This window comes from Pseudaeromonas sp. HNCC25DJ182 (genome assembly GCF_055413365.1).
The window spans coordinates 171,169-193,306 of record NZ_JBVAYG010000001.1 but is presented as its reverse complement, the minus strand read 5'-3'; the positions used below and the strand labels follow the sequence as shown (position 1 = coordinate 193,306).

Below are 22,138 nucleotides of genomic sequence, written 5' to 3'. Positions count from 1 at the left end.
GGCATGACTGCAGCGCCGGGACTGTGATCCACCGCCGGAAAGTCGTGCCATGCCGCTAGGGAGTGTGGTTGAAAGCCAGTAGCCTGATCGCCACGACATTACGGGAGTCTGCCATGCATCTGGATCGCCACATGCTCCATCAGGCCGAGCAACAGGGGTTGCTGCAGGCCGAACAAATCGAACCGCTGTGGACGTTTTTGCAGCACGCCAATGCCGATCGGCCGGGATTTCGCGCCAGCCATCTGCTCTATTACTTCGGCGGCTTGCTGGCCATCGGTGCCATGACGCTGTTTATGACCCTGGGTTGGGAGCAGTTTGGCGGCGGCGGCCTGGTGGTCATCTGCCTCATCTATGCCGTCGCCGGCCTTGCGGTCACCGAGAATCTGCTGCAACGCCAGTTGCCGATCCCGGCCGGGATCTGTGCCACCTTCGTGTTGGCGCTGACGCCCTTGCTGGTATACGGCGTACAACAACTGTGTGGGCAGTGGAGCGGCGAGATGGAGTATCGCGACTATCACCGCTACATCGACTGGCGCTGGATCATAATGGAGCTGGCCACACTGGCGGCGGGGGCCGTCTTGCTGTGGCGTTACCGTTTGCCGTTCTTAGTGATGCCGATTGCCGTCACCCTCTGGTACATGAGCATGGATTTGACCCCCTTCCTGTTCGGCCAGGAGGATTATGACTGGCTGCTGCGCAAATGGCTCTCGGTGTATAGCGGTCTGCTGATCATGCTGCTGGGCTTCTGGGTGGATATCCGCACCCGTCATACCCGGGATTACGCCTTCTGGCTCTATCTGTTCGGTCTGATGGCCTTCTGGGGCGGGCTCTCCAGCATGAGCTCCGACAGCGAGTGGAACAAGTTTATCTACCTGTGCATCAACCTGGGATTACTGCTGCTGGGCGCTATTCTGGCGCGCCGCGCCTTTGCGGTCTTTGCGGCTTTCGGCATCTGCGCCTATATCGGCCATCTGGCCTATGACGTGTTCGAAGATAGCCTGCTGTTCCCGTTCGTGATGACCCTGGCCGGTTTTGCCATCATCTATCTGGGCATTCTCTGGCAGCGTCATGAGCAGGCTCTAACTCGACGCTTGCGCGCACTCTTGCCCCAGGCGCTGCGGGAATTGATCGAGCATAGAGCCAGCTAGCCAGCTTGCTCCAGATTCAGTAAAAACTGTTTGATAGCCAGCCCACCGGCATAGCCGGTGAGGCTGCCATCCCGACCGATCACCCGATGACAGGGCACGATAATCGCCAGTGGATTGCGTCCGTTGGCCGCTCCGACTGCACGCACCGCCTTGGGATTGCCAATGGTTTCCGCGATATCGGCATAACTACGGGTCTGGCCATAGGGGATCCGGGTCAGCGCCTGCCACACCTGCTGCTGGAACTCGGTGCCCCGGGCCGCCAGCGGTAACTCGAATGTCTGTAACCGCCCCGCGAAGTAAGCGTTAAATTGCTCGGCATAGGGGGCCAGCGCCGCCTCATCGAGTTGCCAGTTTTCCTTAACCTCCACGGGGTGCGGGCTGTGGCAAAAATCCACATGGCATAATCCCTGCTCGTTGATCACCAGCAGCAAGGGGCCGCAGGGCGTGGGGATCCGGGTGTAACGCTGCATCTGATTCTCCAGCCAAAAGTTGGGGCCACCGCAGTGGCCCGTAATCATATCCGAGATTCTTTTATCCAAGCTTCCGTTATCTGGATCTCAGCGATTCGCTCCGGGATTAGCCCAGATACCGTTGCTCCAGATGACGGCGGAAATGGACGGCATTCAAGGCTTCACCGGTCGCGGCCTGGACCAGGGCATTGGTGCCCAGACTGCTGGCCGGATGCCAGATGTGGCGTTGCAGCCAGCCAAAGACCTGGGCCAGCCCCTCGGCGCTGCCGAGCAGGGTGGTAAAGTCCCCCAGCTCCCGCTGTAGCGCGGCGGCAAACTGCGCGGCATACATGGCACCGAGTGTGTAACTGGGGAAGTAGCCGAAGCTGCCATCGGTCCAGTGGATATCCTGCATGCAGCCATTGCGGTAGTTATTCCGGGTGCTGAGTCCCAGATATTCGGTCATGCGCAGATCCCACAGCTCGGGGATATCCTCTGCCTCGAGAGCTCCTTCAATCAGCTTCTGCTCTACTTCATAGCGCAGCATGACGTGGGTCGGATAGGTGACTTCGTCGGCATCGACCCGGATATAACCGGGCTCGACCCGGGTGTAGAGCTTGGCCAGATTGTCGCTGCTAAAGGCGGCTTGCGTGCCAAAGGTCTGGCTGACCAGCGGCGAGAGTCGGGCCATAAAGGCGGGATGGCGCGCCATCTGCATCTCGAAGAACAGGCTCTGGCTCTCATGGATACCCATGGAGCGCGCTTGTCCGACCGGCAGCGCCAATCGATCCAGCGGTAACCCCTGCTCATAACGGGCATGGCCGGTTTCGTGGATGATACCCATCAGGCTCTGGGTAAAATCGGCCTCATCATAGCGGGTGGTGATGCGCACATCGCTGGGCACGCCGCCGCAGAAGGGATGGACGCTGACATCCTGACGTCCGCGATTGAAGTCAAAACCCAGCAACTGCATCACCTGCTTGCCTAGTTCGGCCTGTTTGGCGGTCGGGAAGGGGCCTTGGGGCTGGATCAGGGTTTCGTGCTGCTGGCGCTCGGTCACCTGCTGGATGAGGTTGGGCAACCAGCTCTTGAGATCGCCGAACAGGGTGTCGAGACGGGCGCTGTTCATGCCCGGCTCGTACAAGTCGAGCAGGCTGTCATAGGGGCGCAGGCCGCTGGCGGCGGCACGGATCTGCGCCTCTTCCCGGGACAGAGCCACGACCTCGCGGAAGTTGCCGAGGAATCCGCTCCAGTCATTCTGTTTACGCTGCTCACGCCAGGCGTGCTCACAGCGGGAACCGGCCAGGGATTTGGCCTGCACCAGCGCCTCGGGCAGCACGGTCGCCTGTTGCCACTGGCGACGCATCTCGCCAAGGCTGATCTGCTGGCTGGCGCTTAGCGACTCTTCGGCGGCGGCAGCAAACCAGTCGGCCATCTCGGGACCGGTCAGGCGTTGATGCATCAGCACCGAGAGTTCGGCCAGAGCGGCGGCGCGAGCCGGATTGCCGCCATCGGGCATCATGGTGGCACGATCCCAACCACAGATGGCCCCCAGATGGGCGAAGTGATGGAGTTGGGTGAAGCGTTGTTCCAGGTGGGCGTAACTCATGGCGATTCCTTGTGGTATTCCGTAGCTAAGCTGGTGTGACCGGGCTTGTGTGATTGAGGGGGTGTGACCGAGAACTTATGTGTTCCTGGGCCCATCACGCTGGCTGGTGCGTGTCGCGCATCGCCAGATGCCTGTTGTTATGTGGTTGTAAAAAGTATGCCTGTTTCAGCTATCCGCGTCATCTGCCCGGCGTTGTCGTCCTGGTGACCCCGGGCCGAGTCATGCCTGTTGTGTCCGTATGAGGTGCTCAGGGCTGGTGCCGGTGAATGCGTTCGCGGGTTTCCAGTTTCTGGCGTTGGCTTTTGCGCAGCAAAACATAGAGGGAGCCGCACCCGCCATGCATCTTCTGGGCGCTGTGGCAGGCCAGGAGGTCGGGCCATTGCTGCAGCCAGTGACTGACATAGCTCTTGAGCAGGGCCTTGGGCGTTGATTGTTCGCCGGTGCCGTGGCGGATGAGCACACAGCGGATCTCGCAACGCTGGCACTCCTGTAAAAACTCCTGCAGTGCCTGGCGCGCCTGTTTCAACGTGTGTCCGTGCAGATCCAGGCTGGCCTGCAGTTCATATTCCCCCAACCGCAGTTTACGAAATACACCCTGCTGCACCCCATCGCGCTTGAAACTGATCCAGTCCTTGGGATCCAGCAGTTCGACGGCTTCCAATGACCAGAACTCCGGGTCTTCGGTCAGCTCCTGTTCGGCGGCCGCGCGTCTGGCGGCGTGGGCGAGGGTCTGCTCGTCCTGGCGTGGCGCAAGGATCCGATCCTGATGCAGGGGTTGAATACCGGCCATTTCGGCCTGAAACAGAGCCAGCTCCTCGCCGGTCGGCGGCTCTGGCTCCAGGGAATGCTGGGGGCTAAGAAGGCGGCTCATGGACATAGAGACTCCGGAAGCAGAGAGCCGGACCCGGGTAACACCTTGGTCTGTTACCCGGAGCCTCATCGGCTGAGGCTCGCGAGATCCGGACAGTGTGTGGTTCATTCGGTGACTATTACTCGGTGGCGTCGGTGACCACCTGTAGCTGATAGCCCTGCTGGCGCAGCAGGTTCAATACGCCATCCGGGCCATACAGATGCAGGGCGCCCACGACCAGGAACTGGTTTTTCTCCGGCATCACCGTCAGTTTCGGGATCCAGTTATGGTTGCGCTCTTTGAGCAGACGGCGCTCCATCAGCTCCTGCAATTGCGGGCTGCCTTGCTCTTCACTCAGCATCTTCTGCAGTGCGGCCCCATCGCCATCCTGCCAGGCCTGGATAAGCTTGGGGATCTCGGTATTCATGGTGCCGATTTGCTCGATGGTTGCCTGCAGGAAATCATCTTCCAGCTCGTTCATGCCCGCGAGATAGCCAAACTGTTCCGGCACCCGTTCCAAACCGCGAATGGGGACCCCCATACGGGCGGCCTGGCTGGAGAAGTGTTCATCCACGCCAAGCTCCGGTTGATAGCCGGCACTGGCCAGAGCCTGTTGCATCAAGGTAATAGCGGTGACCCAGGGGCGCAGCTGCTGAATACCGGCTTCCGGTAGACCATAGACCTGGGCCTGTTTCACCACCTGCTGATACAGGGTCGGACTCAGGTGGTTCGCCAGCTTGTCACCGGCCGGCAGTTGGCTGAGCTGGACGATCTGCTGCTGATCCTGTTCGCTGATGGCGCGCAGGTCGGCCTCGACGATCAGCACATCGGCTTGTTGCCAGGCATCTTCAATCGGTTTGGGCAAGGGGTAGAAGCTATCTTGTCCGACATGGATGGATCCCAGGATCCACAGGTTGCGGCCCTCTTTGCTGGCGTGCCAGAAACCGGGCTCGGCCAGGACCATGGCCGGTAGCAGCAACAGGGAACAGAGACCCGCTTGCCAGCTTTTGATGGAGTTGCCTTTTTTCATCTGCGTGAGCGCCTTATGATGGGGAGCTTGATGTGACTGCTGGTCCATTGGACGGGTGGTCGAGATGGGTTATCCAACATGGGAAATATTATGCCTCACTTACGTTTTCGTGGCATCGCGCGTGAGCCTCTGGCGCGCTTGAGTGGCCAACTGGTGCAAGATCTCTCCACTCTGACCGGTGCCCCGGTGGCGCACTTTACTCTGGAGCTGGTCGCCAGCGAGTTTATTATCGCCGGCCAGACGGTGCCGGGCTATCCCTTCGTCGAGCTGATGTGGTTCGACCGCGGGCGGGAGGTGCAGGATCAGGCCGCCCAACTCATCACCCGGGCGGTCAAGGCCCAGTTGGGCGATGCGCAGGATGTGGCTGTAGTTGTGCTCCCTCTGGCTCGTACCGCTTATTACGACAATGGCCAGCACTACGGTTGAATGCGGCGTATTGCCGATATACGGGCCCCGCGGGGCCCGTAGCGTTCGTGGCACGCGCCAGACGCTCCCTCCTTGATACGACACATCAGGCCGATTTGGCGACCAGGGCATCCAGCACTCGGGTCGGCAGCCAGCCGCGCAGCAGATTCATCCATTTACTCGGTGTCGTCACCTGATAGCGCGGACGGGCGCGGCGGGCGTTGAGCGCATGGAGTAGCGGTGGCATGCAGGCCTCCGGCGGCAGGGTGAAGCGATTGCCGGGCACCACTTTTTCCAGGCGACTGAGGGTCTGCTGGTAAACGGGGGTATGGCGGCTGTGTTCCAGATCGATGTGCTGACGCAGCGCCGCCAGGGCATTGGCGCGGAATTGGCTGGCGATGGGCCCGGGCTCGATGAGACTGATCTGCACCCCGGTACCGCGCAATTCCAGGCGCAAGGTATCGGTATAGCCTTCGAGGGCAAACTTGCTGGCGTTATAGGCACCGCGATATTTCATCGCCACCAGGCCGAGTACCGAACTGTTCTGGATGATGCGCCCCTCGTTGGCGGCCAGCATGCTTGGCAATAGCAAGCGGGTCAGTTCGTGCCAGCCAAAAAAATTACTCTCGAACTGGGCACGCAGTGCATCGGTCGGTAGATCTTCCAGCGCCCCGGGTTGGCCATACGCGCCATTATTGAACAGTCCATAGAGGCGGCCGTGACAGAGTTCCAGGGTTTGCGCAACGGCCGTCTGGATGGAGGCGGTATCCGTCAAATCCAGCTGGATGGCGGTGAGCCCTTCGGCCTGCAGACGGGCCACATCTTCGGGATTGCGGGCCGAAGCGATGACGTGAAAGCCTTCTTGCTGTAGACGATGAGCGGCGTGATAACCGATACCGCTGGAACAACCGGTGATGAGGACAAAACGGGACACAGTGGCTTCTCCATGACGAGGGGAAGCCAGTATAGGCCGGGTCCGGGCTCGGAGAAAACCGCAGACCCGGTCAATCAGTCACGCAGGACGAATGAGGGCAAGGAGAGATGGCGGAAGATGGCGGTGATTCGAACGGCCAGCGCGCCCAGCATGCTGATCAGCATGGCGGGAATGTGGGCCAGCTCCAGGGAGAGCGAGACGGTATAGAGCACTCCGCCGAAGATACAGGCGGTGGCGTAGATCTCTTTTTGCAGCACCATGGGGATTTCCCGCGCCAGCACATCACGGATCAGCCCCCCGGCCACTCCGGTGATGACTCCCATCACGACGGCGACCATGCCCGAGGTGCCGAACAGCAGCGCTTTTTTGGCGCCAATGACCACAAACAGCGCCAGCCCGAAGGCATCGGCAACCGGTAATGCATACCAGGGCAGACGCCGCGGGACGCGCGCCAGCCACATACCCAACGCGGCGGTCGCCAGAATGACCCACAGATAGGTGGTGTCCTGGATCCAGAAGATGGGGCGAGCTCCAATCAGCAGATCGCGGATGGTGCCGCCTCCTACCGCCGTGACGGCTGCCAGCACTATGACGCCAATGGCATCCATCCGCAGACGACCGGCAACCAGCACCCCGGAGAAGGCAAATACGGCGGTGCCGAAGAGATCAAAATAGTAAACCAGCTGGTCAATCAGGGTGGTATCCATGGGCAAGCACATCCAGCGGAAATAAAGTGGCGAGATTGTACGGAGCAGGGCGCCAAGCGGCTAGAGGGGCGACGAAATTTCCTGGGGGGCGCTTCGGTCGCTCGCACCATCTGTAGTTGGCCGTCCACGCCATGGTGATGGAACGGGTTGAGCCAGCAGAGGAGCGCCCCTGCTGGCTGCATGTGAGTTATGGCTGGGATGCGGGTGCTGGTTCCCGCGTCTGCGCTCAAATCTTGAACTGCCCCACCAGCGCATGTTGACGCTCGGCCAGGGTGCTGAGCTGCTCGGAGAGATGAGCCGAGCTGTCGGCTCCCTGGATTATGCTGTGGCTGACGCCGCGGATATTGCAGATGTTGTGGCTGATCTCATCGCTGGCTTGACTCTGTTCGCGCACCGCATGGGATATCTGTTCGTTCATCTGGTGGATGGTGTTGATGGCCTGGCTGATTTGTTCCAGTACCGCCACCGAAGCGAGTGCCTGCTGTTGAGTCTGATAGGCCTGCTCATGACCATTGAGGATCGCGGCGACGACCTCCTGGGTTCCCTGTTGCAGTTGTTCAATCACCGATTGGATCTCGCCAATTGACTCCTGGGTGCGGTGGGCCAGACCTCGAACCTCATCGGCCACCACGGCAAAGCCTCGTCCCTGCTCTCCGGCTCTGGCGGCTTCGATGGCGGCATTGAGGGCGAGCAGATTGGTTTGTTCGGCAATCGTGGTGATGACCGCGAGGATCTGATTGATGTTGGTACTGTTGCGCGACAGATTTTCCACCTTGGGCTTGGTCTGGCTCATGTCGGCCATCAACTGCTGCATGGCGCCATCGGTGCGGCCCACCACGAGCTGACCCTCCCGCGCCGCCTGCTCGGCGACTTGCGTGGCCGCCAGAGCCTGCTGGGCACTTTCGGCAATTTCTGCGGCCGTGGCATGCATCTGGGTGCAGGCGGTGGCGACCTGATCGATTTCCAACGATTGAGCCTGCAGGATCGAGCGGGTTTGCAAGGCCAGATCCGAGGCTTCAATCACGCCATGACGGGTTCCGGCGGCCGTTTCCACCACTTCGCTGATGGTGCTCCGCAGACGTTCGAGAAACGCGTTGAAACGATGGGCCAGTAAACCGACTTCATCCCGCTGGGACAGATGGATGCGCTGGGTCAGATCGCCTTCACCGTGAGCAATCTCCTTGAGGCGTTCGGCGACGATGCGGATTGGACTGGCAATCCGGTGGGCGGCAAGGGTGATGAGCAGCAGGGCCAGCAGGGTAAATGACAGCCCCCACAGCAGTTGTTCTTGCAGGTGCCGGGCGAATTGCTGTTCCAGTTGGGCCTGCAGTTGTGTGGTTGAGGCGAAGACTGCAGCTGCCGGCATGCGAACGAGCAGATTCCAGCGCTGATCACTCTGTGCCAATGGGATCGGCACCACCATTTCCAGCGTATCGCCTTGCCAGCGATGCCCGGTCTTGCCCTGTGCCAACCAGGTGTCAAGTTGGCGCTGTTGCGCCCGCGGATCCTGGTTCAGGGGGGATTGTCGGTCACTCTGGGCGGCGATGGCCCCATGCTGACTGATGAGCTGTACGCTGCCTTGACCGGCGTAGAGCTGCTGATCCATCCGGGTGACAATGGTTTGCAAGGGCGCCAGGGCTAAATCCATACCCAGGATCCCTTGTAGACGACCCTCAGGTTGTAGCGGCAAGACAATGGAGGTCATCGCCACCGGTTGGCCGTTGACCTGATCCGTGTAGGGGTCCATCAGGCAGAGCTGCTGACTGCGTAGCGCACAGGTTGCCCAGGCATTGGCCTCTACGCCGTAAGCATCGAGGGTGGTATCTGCGAGTTCGTCTTCCTCGATCGCTTCGACCCTGGGCTTGCCGGCCTCATTCCGTGACCAATAGAACGCCTGGCGGCCGTTCGCATTGCTGCCGGTTTGTGTCAGGTCACTGCCTTTGAAGGTCGCGTCATTGCCATCCAGCGCATCGGGCTCCATGACCACGAAAATCCCCAGGGTCTCACCACTCATGTTGAGTGCATCTTTACCCTTCATCAGCACTGTGCGGCGCAAGGCGGCCGCATCTTGCTGGTTTTCCCGAGCATAATTTTGCAGAAAGTAAATATCCTGGGCCAGGATTTGGGTACGGACAAAGGCCTCATTCAGGTAATTCTGCACCGCCGCGGCCTCGGCTTCGGTGCGAGCCAGCAGCAGTTGCTCGGCTATATCCTTCGCTTCCTGACCGGTTTGCTGGAGCACCATCTCCTGACTGCGTTGGGCCGAAAAAAACGACAGCGCCGACAACAGGATCATGGCGCACAGCAGGCACCCGCCCGCCAGCAGCGCAATCTTGAGTTGGATGGATTGAAGCTTCATGGATATCCCTGCCAGATGAACGAACCCAGATCTGAGGATAGACGAATCTGACAGAGGTCTGACCTGCTGTGTTGCCAGATTTAACCGGCACTCAGCGCAGAGGGATTAGCGCGCCTGATCGATGAGCTGGCACAGCTCCTCGATGCCTGCCACCGTCCGCAGCGTCAGGCGCTGCAGGCGATCCGGCTGGCTGAGTTTCAACTGCTGGTGGGCGACTGCAGGCAGTTCCGGCCATTGCTGCCAGCGTTGCAGACTCTGGGCATCCTGGGCGCTGATGATGAGCTCCGGTTGCTGCAACAGCACGGCTTCCTCACTGATTTGCGGATAGGGCGCCGGGCTGCTGGCAAACGGATTGTCACCGCCGCACCAGGCGATGGCATCCTGGATCCAGCTGCCTTCGGCGACCGTGGTCAGTGGCGGCGACCAGAGTTGATACAGCAGTCGTACCGGTTTTCGTTGCTGGTATTGCTGCCTGAGCCGTTGAAAGTCAGCCTCCACCTGCAATGCCAGGGCTTCGGCCTGAGCACTATGACCGGTGGCCTTACCGAGCAGCCGCAGATCCCGAGGCAAATCCTGCAGTCGGCGGGAGTCGACCACCAGCACCGGAATCCCCAGCGCTTGAAGCTGATGCACCATCAACTGCTGGTAACCGCTCCAGACCAGCACCAGATCCGGCTGCAGAGCCAGCAGGCGCTCCAGATTGATACTCTGGTAATTGGCAACATGGGGCAGTTGTTTGACCGCAACGGGCCAGTCACTGGCATCATCGGTGGCGATGACCTGGGGTCCGGCACCGATAGAAAACAGTAACTCGGTAATATGGGGCGTCAGGCTGACCAGCCGCTGGGGGGCTGCGGCCTGCGCGCCCACAGCGAACCAGGCCAGCAGGAGCCAAAGAGCCTTAACGCAGATACTGCGCATAGAATGCGATCCCTTCAAAACCGACCAGCAGGATTAACAGCAAGGCGCTCAGCATCGTGAGCCGACTGTGCACCTGCTGCAGCGCCTGCAAGTCCGGCTCGCGGGAACCCCCCAGCCGCACATAGCGGATCTTCTGCTCCAGATAGAAGCGCGGGCCGCCCAAACTGATGCCTAAACCGGCGGCGATAGCGGCCAGCAAGGCGCCACTACCGGAGCTGTACCAACCCCGGGCCTGGCGGAAGGCGGCCAGCAGGGCTGGACCACCGCCGGGAAAGGCCCCCAGTAACAGGGTGGCGAACCAGCCCGGCAGCAGTAACATCAGGCTATAGAGGCGGCAGCAAAACTCGCCGAACTGCAGGTTACGGGGGAGTTTCGGACTGAAGGCCTGGGCCATCAGTTGCAGCAGGCGGAAGGTGAGGGCGCCCTCGATGCCGGCCAGCAAAAACCAGAACGCTACTCCGAACCATTGACCGAGCCAGCGCAGCACAGTCATCTCGCTGGCGGCCTTGCACAGGCCCATCAGACTCAGACGACTGGTATCGCGGCGGGTCCAGCGCGCCAGCTGCAAGCGGGCCATGCTGATCTTGTTGGCCCGCAGCAAATGGTGCAGCGCCTGGGACTCGTTCTTCAGCGGCCGCCACTCCAGCAACCACACCAGCAGCAGCAGATCGAACAGCGCCTCGGAGAGTGACAGGTTGCGCAAGGCCCACTGTCCCAGCAGGGCGGGGATCAACACCGTCAAGGGGGTCAACAAGCCCGCTATCCACTGCTGGGTCAGGGGCGTACCGCGCCGGTTGACCTTCTGGCTCAACCGCTCCAGTAAGGGCACCAGGGCCGAGGGCTGAGCCTGGGAGGGCAACGGCAATATCCACTCCAACAGCAAGGCCAGGGCCAGCAAGATGGCCGGTTGCTCCAGCAGGGTCCACAGCAGCGAGGTTTCCACCCGTTACATCCGTTTCAACATGGCGACGACCATCACCGAGGAGTGACGGGCTGCGACTTCCAGATAGGCTTCGAAGGAATCAGGGGATTCTTTACCGGCGATATCGGAGAGGGAGCGGGTGACCACGAAGGGCACGCCAAATTGATGGCAGACCTGGGCGATGGCGGCCCCTTCCATTTCCACGGCAGCCATGGTCGGGAAGTCGGCGCGTGCCTTGGCGATACGCTCCGGGTCACACATAAACTGGTCACCGGTACAAATCAGCCCCTCTTTACTCCGGATCCCCTCTTGCAGCTCGGCTACGGCGTCGCGCGCCAGCGCCTTCAAGCGTTCATCGGCGACAAAGGCGGCAGGCAGGCGGGGTACCTGGCCGATTTCATAGCCAAAGCCGGTGACATCCACATCGTGGTGGCGCACTTCGCTGGAGATGACCACATCGCCGATATGCAGCTCGGGATCAAAACCACCGGCCGAGCCGGTATTGATGACGCAATCCGGGGCAAAGCGGTCCAGCAACAAGGTGGTGGCAACCGCTGCGGCTACCTTGCCGATCCCGGAGCGGGTCAGCACGACCTGCTGGCCAGCCAGCAGGCCGCTGTAGAATTCGCAACCGGCCAGGGTCAGCTCTTCGACGTTGCTCATCTGGGCGCGCAGCAGGGCAACTTCTTGGTCCATCGCACCTATGATGCCTATTTTCATGGGGTACTCGCTTCTGGGTCTGTAGAGGAATAGTGGCGCCATGATATCACCAGCCCCCGGGTTCCCGCAGCTCGAGATCGCAAGGTGAGTCCGTGTTTTGGCTAGAGTCGGGGAACGCAATCGCCACACGGCAGGAGTCTGCTACTTCCGGCTCAGGGCCGCAGATCGGGACACAGGCAGAGCCTTAAATCTATAGCCGAGTCACAAATTGGATTTTTTTTTACCCGGCGGGTGGACCCGGCAAAGCGACGGTAAAACCGCAGCAATGGCGCTGAATGCTTTAAAAATAATCCATGTTTAGCGCCAAATGGCTGCAAGATAGTTTTTAAATGCGATCTACTCTCAATTGGCTCATCTATTCAGACTCTGTAAATTGGCACTTAAACGAAATAAAACTCTGAAATTTAACCATTCGTTAAACTTTTACCATGTAAAACTACCACAATGGCGCTGTGCTTTTGCTATTGCTGCTGCATAAAGGCGAGGATACGTCGGCGGCTGAAATTGAGCGAAATTGATGCAGGACGCACTATTCTGGAATAAGTTCGATAACATATTGTCTTGTAATGGTTTTTTTCTCGAAAAGCCCTGATCTGACCGCCAGCGGGTTGCCTTGAATTGGGGCGGGAATCACAGTATATTCGCCCGTTACAAGCCCTCAGAGTGACAGCCAAGCTGGTAGATGCCAGCTTTTTTTCTCTGCGGATGGACCCGAGATAGATTGAGAGGATTCAAGCGTGATGGAATCGGCGGTACCCCAGCGCCAGGGCCTTTACGACCCTGCGAACGAACACGACGCCTGTGGTGTTGGCTTTGTAGCCCACATGAAAGGGCAGAAGAGCCACAGTATCGTTGAACAAGGATTGTTGATCCTGAAAAATCTGGATCACCGGGGTGCAGTAGGTGCTGACCCGCTGCAGGGCGATGGTGCCGGTATTCTGATCCAGATCCCGGATCAGCTGTATCGCGCCGAAATGGCCAAGCAAGGTGTGACTCTGCCGGCGGACGGCGAGTATGGCGTCGGCATGATCTTCCTGCCCCAGGAAGCGGCTTCGCGCATGGCGTGCGAAGAAGAGATCGAGCGTGCTGTCCGTGCCGAAGGCCAGATCGTACTGGGCTGGCGGGATGTACCGGTCAACGCCGAGTGCCCCATGTCCCCCGTGGTCAAGGCCAAAGAGCCGGTGATCCGCCAAATCTTTGTTGGTCGCGGCAGTGACATCCTGGTCACCGATGCGCTGGAACGTAAGCTGTATATCATCCGCAAACGTTGTTCCCATGCCATCCGTGCCCTCAAGCTCAAGCACTGTGGCGAGTTTTACGTGCCTTCTTTCTCGGCGCGTACCGTCAACTACAAGGGGCTGCTGCTGGCCGATCAGGTGGGCCTGTATTACAACGACCTGGCGGATGCCCGCTGCGTGTCGGCCCTGGCGCTGGTGCACCAGCGTTTCTCCACCAATACCTTCCCGACCTGGGATCTGGCCCATCCATTCCGTCTGATTGCCCACAACGGGGAAATCAACACGGTGCGTGGCAACGTCAACTGGATGCGAGCCCGTGAAGGTGCCATTACCTCGCCGGTGCTGGGACAAGATCTGAACAAGGTCTGGCCGCTGATCTATCCGGGTCAGTCCGACTCCGCCTCCTTCGATAACGCGCTGGAGCTGCTGGTGATGGGCGGTTACTCCCTGGCCCATGCGGTGATGATGATGATCCCGGAAGCCTGGGAAAAGCACACCACCATGGATAACAAGCGCCGTGCCTTCTATGAATATCACGCTGCCATGATGGAACCCTGGGACGGCCCTGCCGCCGTGGCGTTCACCGATGGTCGCCAGATCGGCGCGACTCTGGACCGGAATGGTCTGCGTCCGGCCCGTTACCTGGTCACCAAGGATGATCTGGTGGTCATGGCCTCCGAATCCGGTGTCCTGCCCATCGAAGATTCCCGCATCGCCCAGAAGTGGCGTCTGCAGCCCGGCAAGATGTTCCTCATCGACATGGAACAGGGCCGCATCATCGATGACCAGGAGCTGAAAAACTCCCTGGCCCATGCCAAGCCGTATGCCGAGTGGATCGACAAGATCCGTATCAAGCTGGATGACATCGCCGGTGACGTGGCTCCGGCCGAACATGGCGCCGAAGTGCTCGAACTGCAACAAGCCTTTGGCTACACCCAGGAAGATATCAAGCTGCTGATGACGCCGATGGCGGAAAATGGCGAAGAAGCCATTGGCTCCATGGGTAACGATTCGGCGCTGACCGTGCTGTCGAAGAAAGAGAAGCCGCTGTACAGCTACTTCCGTCAGTTGTTCGCCCAGGTCACCAACCCGCCGATCGACCCGATCCGCGAAGAGTTGGTCATGTCCCTGGTTTCCTTCATCGGGCCCAAGCCGAACCTGCTGAACAATGCCGATATCAATCCGCCGATCCGTCTGGAAGTGACCCAGCCGGTACTCTCTGCCAAGCAGATGGAGAAGATCCGCGATATCGAGCAGTTCACCGGTAACAAGTTCCGCTCCCACGAGCTGGATATCACCTATCCGCTGGCCTGGGGCAAAGAAGGTATCGAAGCCCGTCTGGCCTCGCTGGCTGCTGAAGCCGAAGATGCGGTCAAGCATGGCTCCAACATCCTGATCCTCTCCGACCGCAAGGTGGCCAAGGATCAACTGGCGATCCCGGCTCTGCTGGCGACCTCTGCCGTGCACCAGCGTCTGGTCAAGCGCGGTCTGCGCACCAGCACAGGTCTGGTGGTGGAAACCGGCTCGGCCCGTGAAGTGCACCACTTCGCGCTGCTGGGTGGTTACGGTGCCGAAGCCGTTCACCCGTGGCTGGCGGTCGAAACCCTGCGTCAAATGGCGCAAGGCGATACCGAGAAGGCCGAGAAGTATGTGAAGAACTTCACCAAGGCGGTGGGCAAGGGCCTGTGCAAGGTGATGTCCAAGATGGGTATCTCCACCTACATGTCCTACACAGGCGCGCAGATCTTCGAAGCAGTCGGTCTGCAGAAGGCCTTCGTCGAGAAGTACTTCACCGGCACCCCGTCCAACGTGGAAGGGATTGGCCTGTTTGAAGTCGCCGAAGAAGCCATCCGTCTGCATGATGCCGCTTTCTCCGCGGATCCTGTGCTGGCTGAGATGCTGGATGCCGGCGGTGACTATGCGTTCCGTATCCGTGGTGAAGACCACATGTGGACGCCGGATGCCATTGCCAAGCTGCAGCACGCTACCCGTAGCGGCAAGTTTGACAACTACAAGGAATACGCCCAGATCATCAACGACCAGAGCAAGCGTCACCTGACCTTGCGTGGCCTGTTCGAGATCAAGAAGGCGGCGGAGCCTGTTCCGCTGGACGAAGTTGAATCCGCCAAGGAGATCGTCAAGCGTTTCGCCACTGGCGCCATGTCGCTGGGCTCCATCTCCACCGAAGCGCACACCACCCTGGCGGTGGCCATGAACCGGATTGGCGGTAAGTCCAACACCGGTGAAGGCGGCGAAGATGCCAATCGCTTCATTCCGGTCAGCCAGCCGACCCTGTTGTCCGAGATCATCGGTGCCTCGCGCATCGAGCGGGATCTGCAACTGCAAGCCGGTGACAGCCTGCGCTCTGCCATCAAGCAGGTCGCGTCCGGCCGTTTCGGTGTCACCGCCGAATACCTGGTCAATGCCGACCAGATCCAGATCAAGATGGCGCAAGGCGCCAAGCCGGGTGAAGGTGGTCAGCTGCCGGGCCACAAGGTTTCCGAATATATCGGTTTCCTGCGTCACTCCGTGCCGGGTGTGGGCCTCATCTCCCCGCCGCCGCACCATGACATCTACTCCATCGAGGACTTGGCCCAGCTGATCCACGATCTGAAGAACGTCAACTCTGCCGCCTCCATCTCCGTGAAGCTGGTGTCGGAAGTGGGTGTGGGTACAGTGGCGGCCGGTGTCTCCAAGGCCAAGGCCGATCACGTGGTGATCGCCGGTCACGACGGTGGTACCGGTGCTTCGCCGCAGTCCTCCATCAAGCATGCCGGTTCCTCCTGGGAGCTGGGCTTGGCGGAAACCCAGCAGACGCTGGTACTGAACCAACTGCGTAGCCGTATCCGCGTCCAGGTCGATGGTCAGATGAAGACCGGCCGTGACGTGGTCATCGGGGCTCTGTTGGGTGCTGACGAATTCGGCTTTGCCACGGCGCCGCTGGTGGTTGAAGGCTGCATCATGATGCGTAAGTGCCACCTGAACACCTGCCCGGTGGGCGTGGCGACTCAGGATCCGGAGCTGCGCAAGCGCTTCACCGGCCAGCCGGAGCATGTGGTCAACTATTTCTTCTTCGTCGCTGAAGAAGTGCGTCAGCTGATGGCCGAAATGGGCATCCGCAAGTTTGACGATCTGATCGGTCGCTCCGACCTGCTGGACAAGCGTGCAGGCATCGAACACTGGAAGGCTCAGGGTCTGGACTTCTCCAAGATCTTCTTCCAACCGGACGTTCCGGCTTCGGTAGCGCGTCTGCATACCGAAACCCAGGACCATGCGCTGGAAAAAGCCCTGGATCAGCAACTGGTGGCCTTGGCTCAACCGGCGCTGGAAAAGGGTGAAGCGGTCAAGATTGAACTGCCCATCAAGAACATCAACCGCACCGTCGGCTCCATGCTCTCCGGTGAAGTCGCCAAGCGTTACGGCAACGAAGGTCTGCCAGTTGGCACCATCCAGGTGCGCCTGAACGGCACCGCCGGTCAGAGCTTTGCCGCCTTCCTGGCCAAGGGTATCACCCTGGAGCTGGTGGGCGAGGGCAACGACTACGTGGCCAAGGGTCTGTCTGGTGGTCGGGTCATCATTCGTCCGGGTGATGCCTTCACGCCGGAGCCATCCCGCAACATCATCTGCGGTAACACCGTCATGTACGGTGCCACCGACGGTGAAGCCTTCCTCAATGGGGTTGCGGGTGAACGCTTCTGCGTCCGTAACTCCGGTGGTACGGCTGTGGTTGAAGGGGTCGGTGATCACGGTTGTGAATACATGACCGGTGGCACTGTGGTGGTGCTGGGACAAACCGGCCGCAACTTTGCGGCGGGCATGTCCGGCGGTATCGCCTACGTGCTGGATGAAGATGAAACCTTCGTCGAGCGCTGCAATCTGGCACAAGTCGCACTGGAGAAGGTGTTGCCGGCTGCCGAGCAAGCCAAGGATGAACCGCTGCATCAGGAACAGGCCGACGAGCTGCTGCTCAAGGGCCTCATCGCCCAGCATGCCGAGCTCACCGGTAGCCCGCGTGCCAAGTCCATCCTGGCCGATTGGGACAGCTACCGTGGCAAGTTCGTCAAGGTCTATCCGAATGAATACCGCCGCGCCCTGAAGGAATTGGCAGCGGCCAAGCAACAGCAGAAGGAGATTGCGTAATGGGTAAGCCAACCGGTTTTCTCGAATTCGAGCGAGTCAAAGAGACCTACGCCCCGGTTGCTGAGCGCGTCAAACATTATGGCGAGTTCGTGCCAACCCTGACCGTAGAAGAAGCCAAGCAGCAGGGCGCCCGCTGCATGGATTGTGGTATCCCGTTCTGTAACAACGGCTGCCCGGTGAACAACATCATTCCGGACTGGAATGATCTGGTCTACCGTGGCAACTGGCAGCAGGCGATCAAGGTGCTGCACTCCACCAACAACTTCCCCGAATTCACAGGCCGGATCTGTCCGGCCCCGTGTGAAGCGGCCTGTACCCTGGGCATCAATGCCGCGCCGGTGGGCATCAAGTCTATCGAACGCGCCATCATTGACCGCGCCTGGGAAAATGGCTGGGTTCTGCCGCAACCGGCTGCCGTGAAAACCGGCAAGAAGGTGGCAGTGGTGGGTGCCGGTCCTGCGGGTCTGGCGGCCGCTCAGCAGCTGGCGCGTGTCGGCCATGATGTCACCCTGTTCGAGAAGAACGATCGGGTCGGTGGTCTGCTGCGTTATGGTATCCCGGACTTCAAGCTCGACAAGTCGGTCATCGACCGTCGTGTGGCCCAGCTGGTTGCCGAAGGCGTCACCATCAAGACCAAGACCCTGGTCTGCAGCGATAAAGATCTGCCCAAGGGCGTGGTCAACGATGCCGTCACCCTGGTGACTCCGGCCGAGCTGGATGCCCAGTTCGATGCGGTGATCCTCTCCGGTGGCTCCGAGACGCCGCGGGATCTGCCGGTTCCGGGTCGTGAGAACTCCGGCATTCACTTTGCTCTGGAATTCCTCATTCCCCAGAACAAGGAAGTGGCGGGCGACACCAAGAACCCGATCAGCGCCGCGGGCAAGCATGTGGTGGTGATTGGTGGTGGTGATACCGGCTCGGATTGCGTCGGGACCTCCAACCGTCATGGCGCGGCCTCCATCACCCAGCTGGAAGTGATGCCACAACCGCCGGAGCAAGAGAACAAGGCGCTGACCTGGCCCTACTGGCCGCTCAAGCTGCGTACCTCTTCCTCCCACGACGAAGGCTGTGTCCGCGAGTTCGCCGTCTCCACCAAGGAGTTCATCGGTGAAAACGGCAAGCTGACCGCCCTCAAGCTGGTCAAGGTCGAGTTCGTGGATGGCAAGCTGGTGGAAATCGCCGGCTCCGAGTTCGAACTGAAGGCCGATCTGGTATTCCTGGCCATGGGCTTTACCCAGCCGCTGACCAAGGTGCTGGATAGCTTCGGCATAGAGAAAGATGCCCGTGGCAATGCCAAGGCCACCACCGATGGCGTGGGCTGCTATGCCACTTCCAAGCCTAAGGTATTCGCCGCCGGTGACATCCGTCGCGGTCAATCCCTGGTGGTCTGGGCCATTCGCGAAGGCCGTCAGTGCGCCCGCGAAGTGGACCAGTTCCTGATGGGCTCCAGCACGCTGCCGCGCTAAGCGCTGCTGCTGGCCTAAAAAAACCCGCCGCTGGCGGGTTTTTTTTCGTCTGCTCGGCGCTGAGTCTGCCTGGCGTTTATGCGGGCCGCTCGTGCTTAGGCTGGCAGCTCGTCGCTGTAGACACAGACATTCCATTGGGCGACCAGGCCATCGGTGCTGATGCACTGCTCGTCGAAGAAGCGCTGGATATAGGGTTTCTGGCAATGGGCTTCAAACACCGCCATATCGGCCCAGATCTCGTTGAACACCAGCGGGAAGCTGGTGCCCTCGGCAAACGGACTGGGGATATGACGGGTGATGCGATACTGGATGCAGCCCTCCTCGCGCAGGGTCTCCGGCTCCAGTGCCTGCAAGACGCGAAATAACTCTTCCAGCTTGCCCGGCTTGGGCTCGAATTGGGCAATACAGTAGACGCGCTGAGTCATGGTTTCTCTCCTGATAGGGGCGGATGCGATGCCGCTCTGGTGCGGGCAAAGCCGCAAGCATGTTGGATGCAGCGAGCATACCCTGCGAGCGTCGAGGCGCAAATGATTCCATGCTGGATAGGCGCTTTCTTGACCCCTAGAGTCAATAGGGATTTGCAACGACGCTATCCGGGTTTAGAGTGGTTAGCCAAGTGACACCTTATTGCTGTCTGACAGCACGACAGTTCCTCTTGTCGTCACGCCAACGCCGGTGAGCGCTTTGCAGGTACGCTCCATCAGCACCCTTGACCTGACACCATCAGGGAACTCTTATGTGATATCAACCGGGAGGGATAAGATGAAAATTGCCATGTTCAGCGCCAAGGGCTACGACAGCGATCACTTCGACCTGGCCAATGCCCAGTATGGCTACCAGATCGACTACTTTGACGTCCGCCTGGACAGCAAGACCAGCCGTCTGGCTCATGGTTATCCAGTGGTCTGCGCCTTCGTTAACGACGATATCAGTCGCGCCGTACTGACCGACTTGGCCAACAATGGTACCAAGCTACTCGCCATGCGCTGCGCCGGTTACAACAACGTGGATCTGCAGGCTGCCAAGGAGCTAGGCATCAAGGTGCTACGAGTCCCTGCCTACTCGCCGGAGGCCACCGCCGAACACGCCGTCGGCATGATGATGGCGCTCAACCGCCGTATCCATAAGGCCTATCAGCGTACCCGTGACGCCAACTTCTCGCTGGAGGGCCTGGTCGGTTTCAACATGCATGGCCGCACCGCGGGCATCATAGGCACAGGCAAGATAGGTATCGCCGCCCTGCGCATCCTCAACGGCTTCGGCATGCGTCTGCTGGTCAATGATCCCTACCCGAATCCAGCAGCGCTGGAGCTGGGCGCCGAGTATGTGGATCTCGACACCCTGTTCAAACAATCGGATGTCATCAGCTTGCACTGCCCGCTGTTCAAGGAGAACTACCACCTGCTGGGCGCCGAGGCCTTTGCCAAGATGAAAGAGGGGGTCATGATCATCAATACCAGCCGTGGCGCCTTGCTGGATTCACTCGCTGCCATCGAGGCGCTGAAGCAGGGGAAGATAGGGGCGCTGGGCCTCGACGTCTACGAGGAGGAGCAGGAGCTCTTCTTCGAGGACAAATCCAACGAGGTGATCACCGATGATACCTTCCGCCGCCTCTCGGCCTGCCACAACGTGCTGTTTACCGGCCACCAGGCATTCCTGACCCGCGAAGCCCTGCTGGCCATCGCCACCACCACCCTCGATAACGTCAAGGCCTTTGCCGCCGACACCCCCACAGGCAACGAAGTGGAATACTCCGCGTCCTGAGCATCCGACGCTCCCCTGGTTGCGCGCAAACGCTAACCAGGGGATTCCCTCTGGCCATTCCCGGCCTACATTGGCGATGAGGCGACTCTGCGCACCTCTTGCGATCATCCTGACCGCGCGACGGATGCTGCGGTGTTGCCCGCATCGTTGGCGGGTTTGGCTTGTTCCGTTTCCGCCTTGCAGACATTGCCGTTCTGTTCACCTGCGGCGAACGGCGGCGGGCCAAGGGGGAAAAGGCCTCGCTACGCCATCCATGGCTTCGCAATCCGCTCGGGCTGTCCCTGCCCTCGCGCCAAATCGGGGCCGTGATAATCAATCCCGTCCAAACCCCGATTTGGCCCCTTGGCAATCCCGGGCCTGAGGTGTAGGCCGACTTTCGGGAAGGCCCCGGGCTGCGGAATGTCCTCCACCGGCCGGGAGCCACACGCCATCCCTGGCGTGACGCTCCCTCTTGCGGTCATCCTGACCGCGCACCGGCTGCAGCCATCCCACCGCCCGGCCCGACAGACGGCTTCGGGCTTTGGGGGAGGGGGATGGTTCAAATCTGACGCTTGCTTTCGTAGGCTCGATTAGCGCAGCGTAATCGGGCGCATGGGGATTGATCGACATGCGGTATCTCCCACATCGTCGTCGGGAGCGACTTGTTCCGTTTCCGCCTTGCAGACATTGGCGTTCTGTTCACCTGCGGCGAACGGCGGCGGGCCAAGGGGGGAAAGGCCTCCCCCTTGGCAATCCCGGGCCCTTGGCGTATGCCGACTGTCGGGAAGGCCCCGGGCTGCGGAATGTCCTCCACCGGCCGGGAGCCACACGCCATCCATGGCGTGACGCTCCCTTTTGCGGTCATCCTGACCGCGCACCGGCTGCAGCCATCCCACCACCCGGCCCGACAGACGCCTTCGGTTTTTGGTGGTGGGGGATGGTTCAAAGCGGAGAGCCGAAGACTAAAACTGAAGATTGAAAGCTCAGAGCTTGAAGATGGATGTTGTTATTTCGGGTTGGCTTGGAGTTCGCGGCGGATTTGCATCAGGATCTGGCCGGTCATATTGGTGCCGTGGCCATCGACGCCGGGGCCCCAGAAGGAGTCGGCGGCGGAGTGGTCGGAGAGTGGATGTCGGCTGAGTGCGAGGTGATGGGCTAATTCCGGGTGCTGGGCAAAGCGCGCCCGGATCGCGGTTTCCATCACCGAGACTTTAATGGTTTCCCAATCATCGCGGATTTTAAAGCGCCGGGTCTGCCCCAGCGAAGCGCAGCGAAATGGATTCGGACACTGCTGGATGCGCTGGATGATCTCGGCATCGGTGAATTTGGCGGCCTGAAAATATTGCTCCGCCGAATGCCAGGTAAAACCCGCCAGCGTAAATGGGATCAGCGCCAGATTGGAATAAATATCCTCATCCATCATAAGAGCCTCGAACTATAAGCGAACTTAAATTATTGATGTATTAATCCTGAGCCTGACGGGGTTTCTATTTTTCC

General features: G+C 60.1%; 17 protein-coding genes. 5 read left to right on the top strand and 12 right to left on the bottom strand.

Annotated elements, in window-relative coordinates:
• Positions 1-68 precede the first annotated feature (68 nt).
• Positions 69-1,148 (top strand): DUF2157 domain-containing protein, encoded by a 1,080-nt coding sequence (locus ACZYUB_RS00790; RefSeq protein WP_463944764.1) that lies wholly within the window; start codon positions 69-71, stop codon positions 1,146-1,148.
• Here the strand turns inward: ACZYUB_RS00790 and ACZYUB_RS00785 are convergent.
• From ACZYUB_RS00785 to ACZYUB_RS00770, 4 genes are all read right to left on the bottom strand, one after another.
• Positions 1,145-1,618, bottom strand: coding sequence for a methylated-DNA--[protein]-cysteine S-methyltransferase (locus tag ACZYUB_RS00785; RefSeq protein WP_463944762.1), 474 nt, complete (start codon positions 1,616-1,618; stop codon positions 1,145-1,147). The genes ACZYUB_RS00790 and ACZYUB_RS00785 overlap by 4 nt on opposite strands.
• A 106-nt stretch (positions 1,619-1,724) precedes the next feature.
• The gene (locus ACZYUB_RS00780) at positions 1,725-3,206 is read right to left on the bottom strand and encodes a carboxypeptidase M32 (RefSeq protein ID WP_463944761.1); all 1,482 of its coding nucleotides are present in this window, start codon (positions 3,204-3,206) and stop codon (positions 1,725-1,727) included.
• A gap of 247 nt (positions 3,207-3,453) precedes the next feature.
• A complete protein-coding gene (gene smrA / locus ACZYUB_RS00775) occupies positions 3,454-4,077 on the bottom strand; it encodes a DNA endonuclease SmrA (RefSeq protein WP_463944759.1) in 624 nt (207 codons plus the stop codon).
• A gap of 118 nt (positions 4,078-4,195) precedes the next feature.
• A complete protein-coding gene (locus ACZYUB_RS00770) occupies positions 4,196-5,086 on the bottom strand; it encodes a TraB/GumN family protein (RefSeq protein WP_463944757.1) in 891 nt (296 codons plus the stop codon).
• A 90-nt stretch (positions 5,087-5,176) separates the two neighbouring features.
• Here ACZYUB_RS00770 and ACZYUB_RS00765 point away from each other — a divergent pair, with 90 nt between their 5' ends.
• Positions 5,177-5,512 carry a DUF1904 domain-containing protein gene (locus ACZYUB_RS00765; RefSeq protein WP_463944755.1) on the top strand — a complete coding sequence of 112 codons (336 nt, stop codon included), beginning with the start codon at positions 5,177-5,179 and terminating at the stop codon, positions 5,510-5,512.
• Positions 5,513-5,597: 85 nt separating this feature from the next.
• Here the strand turns inward: ACZYUB_RS00765 and ACZYUB_RS00760 are convergent, their stop codons facing one another.
• From ACZYUB_RS00760 to mtnN, 6 genes are all read right to left on the bottom strand, one after another.
• Complete coding sequence (locus ACZYUB_RS00760; protein ID WP_463944754.1) at positions 5,598-6,425, bottom strand: SDR family oxidoreductase; 828 nt, start codon at positions 6,423-6,425, stop codon at positions 5,598-5,600.
• 74 nt (positions 6,426-6,499) lie between these two features.
• On the bottom strand, positions 6,500-7,132 hold the full coding sequence (locus ACZYUB_RS00755; RefSeq protein ID WP_463944752.1) for a trimeric intracellular cation channel family protein: 633 nt from the start codon (positions 7,130-7,132) through the stop codon (positions 6,500-6,502).
• A gap of 226 nt (positions 7,133-7,358) precedes the next feature.
• Positions 7,359-9,491 carry a methyl-accepting chemotaxis protein gene (locus ACZYUB_RS00750; protein ID WP_463944750.1) on the bottom strand — a complete coding sequence of 711 codons (2,133 nt, stop codon included), beginning with the start codon at positions 9,489-9,491 and terminating at the stop codon, positions 7,359-7,361.
• Positions 9,492-9,596: 105 nt separating this feature from the next.
• The gene (locus ACZYUB_RS00745) at positions 9,597-10,412 is read right to left on the bottom strand and encodes a helical backbone metal receptor (protein WP_463944749.1); all 816 of its coding nucleotides are present in this window, start codon (positions 10,410-10,412) and stop codon (positions 9,597-9,599) included.
• On the bottom strand, positions 10,393-11,355 hold the full coding sequence (locus tag ACZYUB_RS00740) for a cobalamin biosynthesis protein (protein ID WP_463944747.1): 963 nt from the start codon (positions 11,353-11,355) through the stop codon (positions 10,393-10,395). The genes ACZYUB_RS00745 and ACZYUB_RS00740 overlap by 20 nt, the downstream gene beginning before the upstream one ends.
• A 3-nt stretch (positions 11,356-11,358) precedes the next feature.
• Entirely contained in the window at positions 11,359-12,054 is a 696-nt protein-coding gene (mtnN, locus tag ACZYUB_RS00735; RefSeq protein WP_463944746.1) for a 5'-methylthioadenosine/S-adenosylhomocysteine nucleosidase, read from the bottom strand.
• 740 nt (positions 12,055-12,794) lie between these two features.
• Here mtnN and ACZYUB_RS00730 point away from each other — a divergent pair.
• Together ACZYUB_RS00730 and ACZYUB_RS00725 are read left to right on the top strand one after the other, a co-directional pair.
• Positions 12,795-17,432 (top strand): glutamate synthase-related protein, encoded by a 4,638-nt coding sequence (locus ACZYUB_RS00730; RefSeq protein WP_463945057.1) that lies wholly within the window; start codon positions 12,795-12,797, stop codon positions 17,430-17,432.
• Positions 17,432-18,898, top strand: a complete 1,467-nt coding sequence (locus tag ACZYUB_RS00725) for a glutamate synthase subunit beta (RefSeq protein ID WP_463944744.1) — start codon at positions 17,432-17,434, stop codon at positions 18,896-18,898. The genes ACZYUB_RS00730 and ACZYUB_RS00725 overlap by 1 nt, the downstream gene beginning before the upstream one ends.
• A gap of 95 nt (positions 18,899-18,993) precedes the next feature.
• Here the strand turns inward: ACZYUB_RS00725 and ACZYUB_RS00720 are convergent, their stop codons facing one another.
• Entirely contained in the window at positions 18,994-19,323 is a 330-nt protein-coding gene (locus ACZYUB_RS00720) for a putative quinol monooxygenase (RefSeq protein ID WP_463944742.1), read from the bottom strand.
• 337 nt (positions 19,324-19,660) lie between these two features.
• On the opposite strand from ACZYUB_RS00720, the gene ACZYUB_RS00715 reads away from it, so the two are divergent.
• On the top strand, positions 19,661-20,662 hold the full coding sequence (locus ACZYUB_RS00715; RefSeq protein ID WP_463944741.1) for a 2-hydroxyacid dehydrogenase: 1,002 nt from the start codon (positions 19,661-19,663) through the stop codon (positions 20,660-20,662).
• Positions 20,663-21,647: 985 nt separating this feature from the next.
• On the opposite strand, the gene ACZYUB_RS00710 is transcribed toward ACZYUB_RS00715, so the two are convergent.
• The gene (locus ACZYUB_RS00710; RefSeq protein WP_463944739.1) at positions 21,648-22,064 is read right to left on the bottom strand and encodes an NADAR family protein; all 417 of its coding nucleotides are present in this window, start codon (positions 22,062-22,064) and stop codon (positions 21,648-21,650) included.
• Between the last annotated feature and the right edge of the window lie 74 nt (positions 22,065-22,138).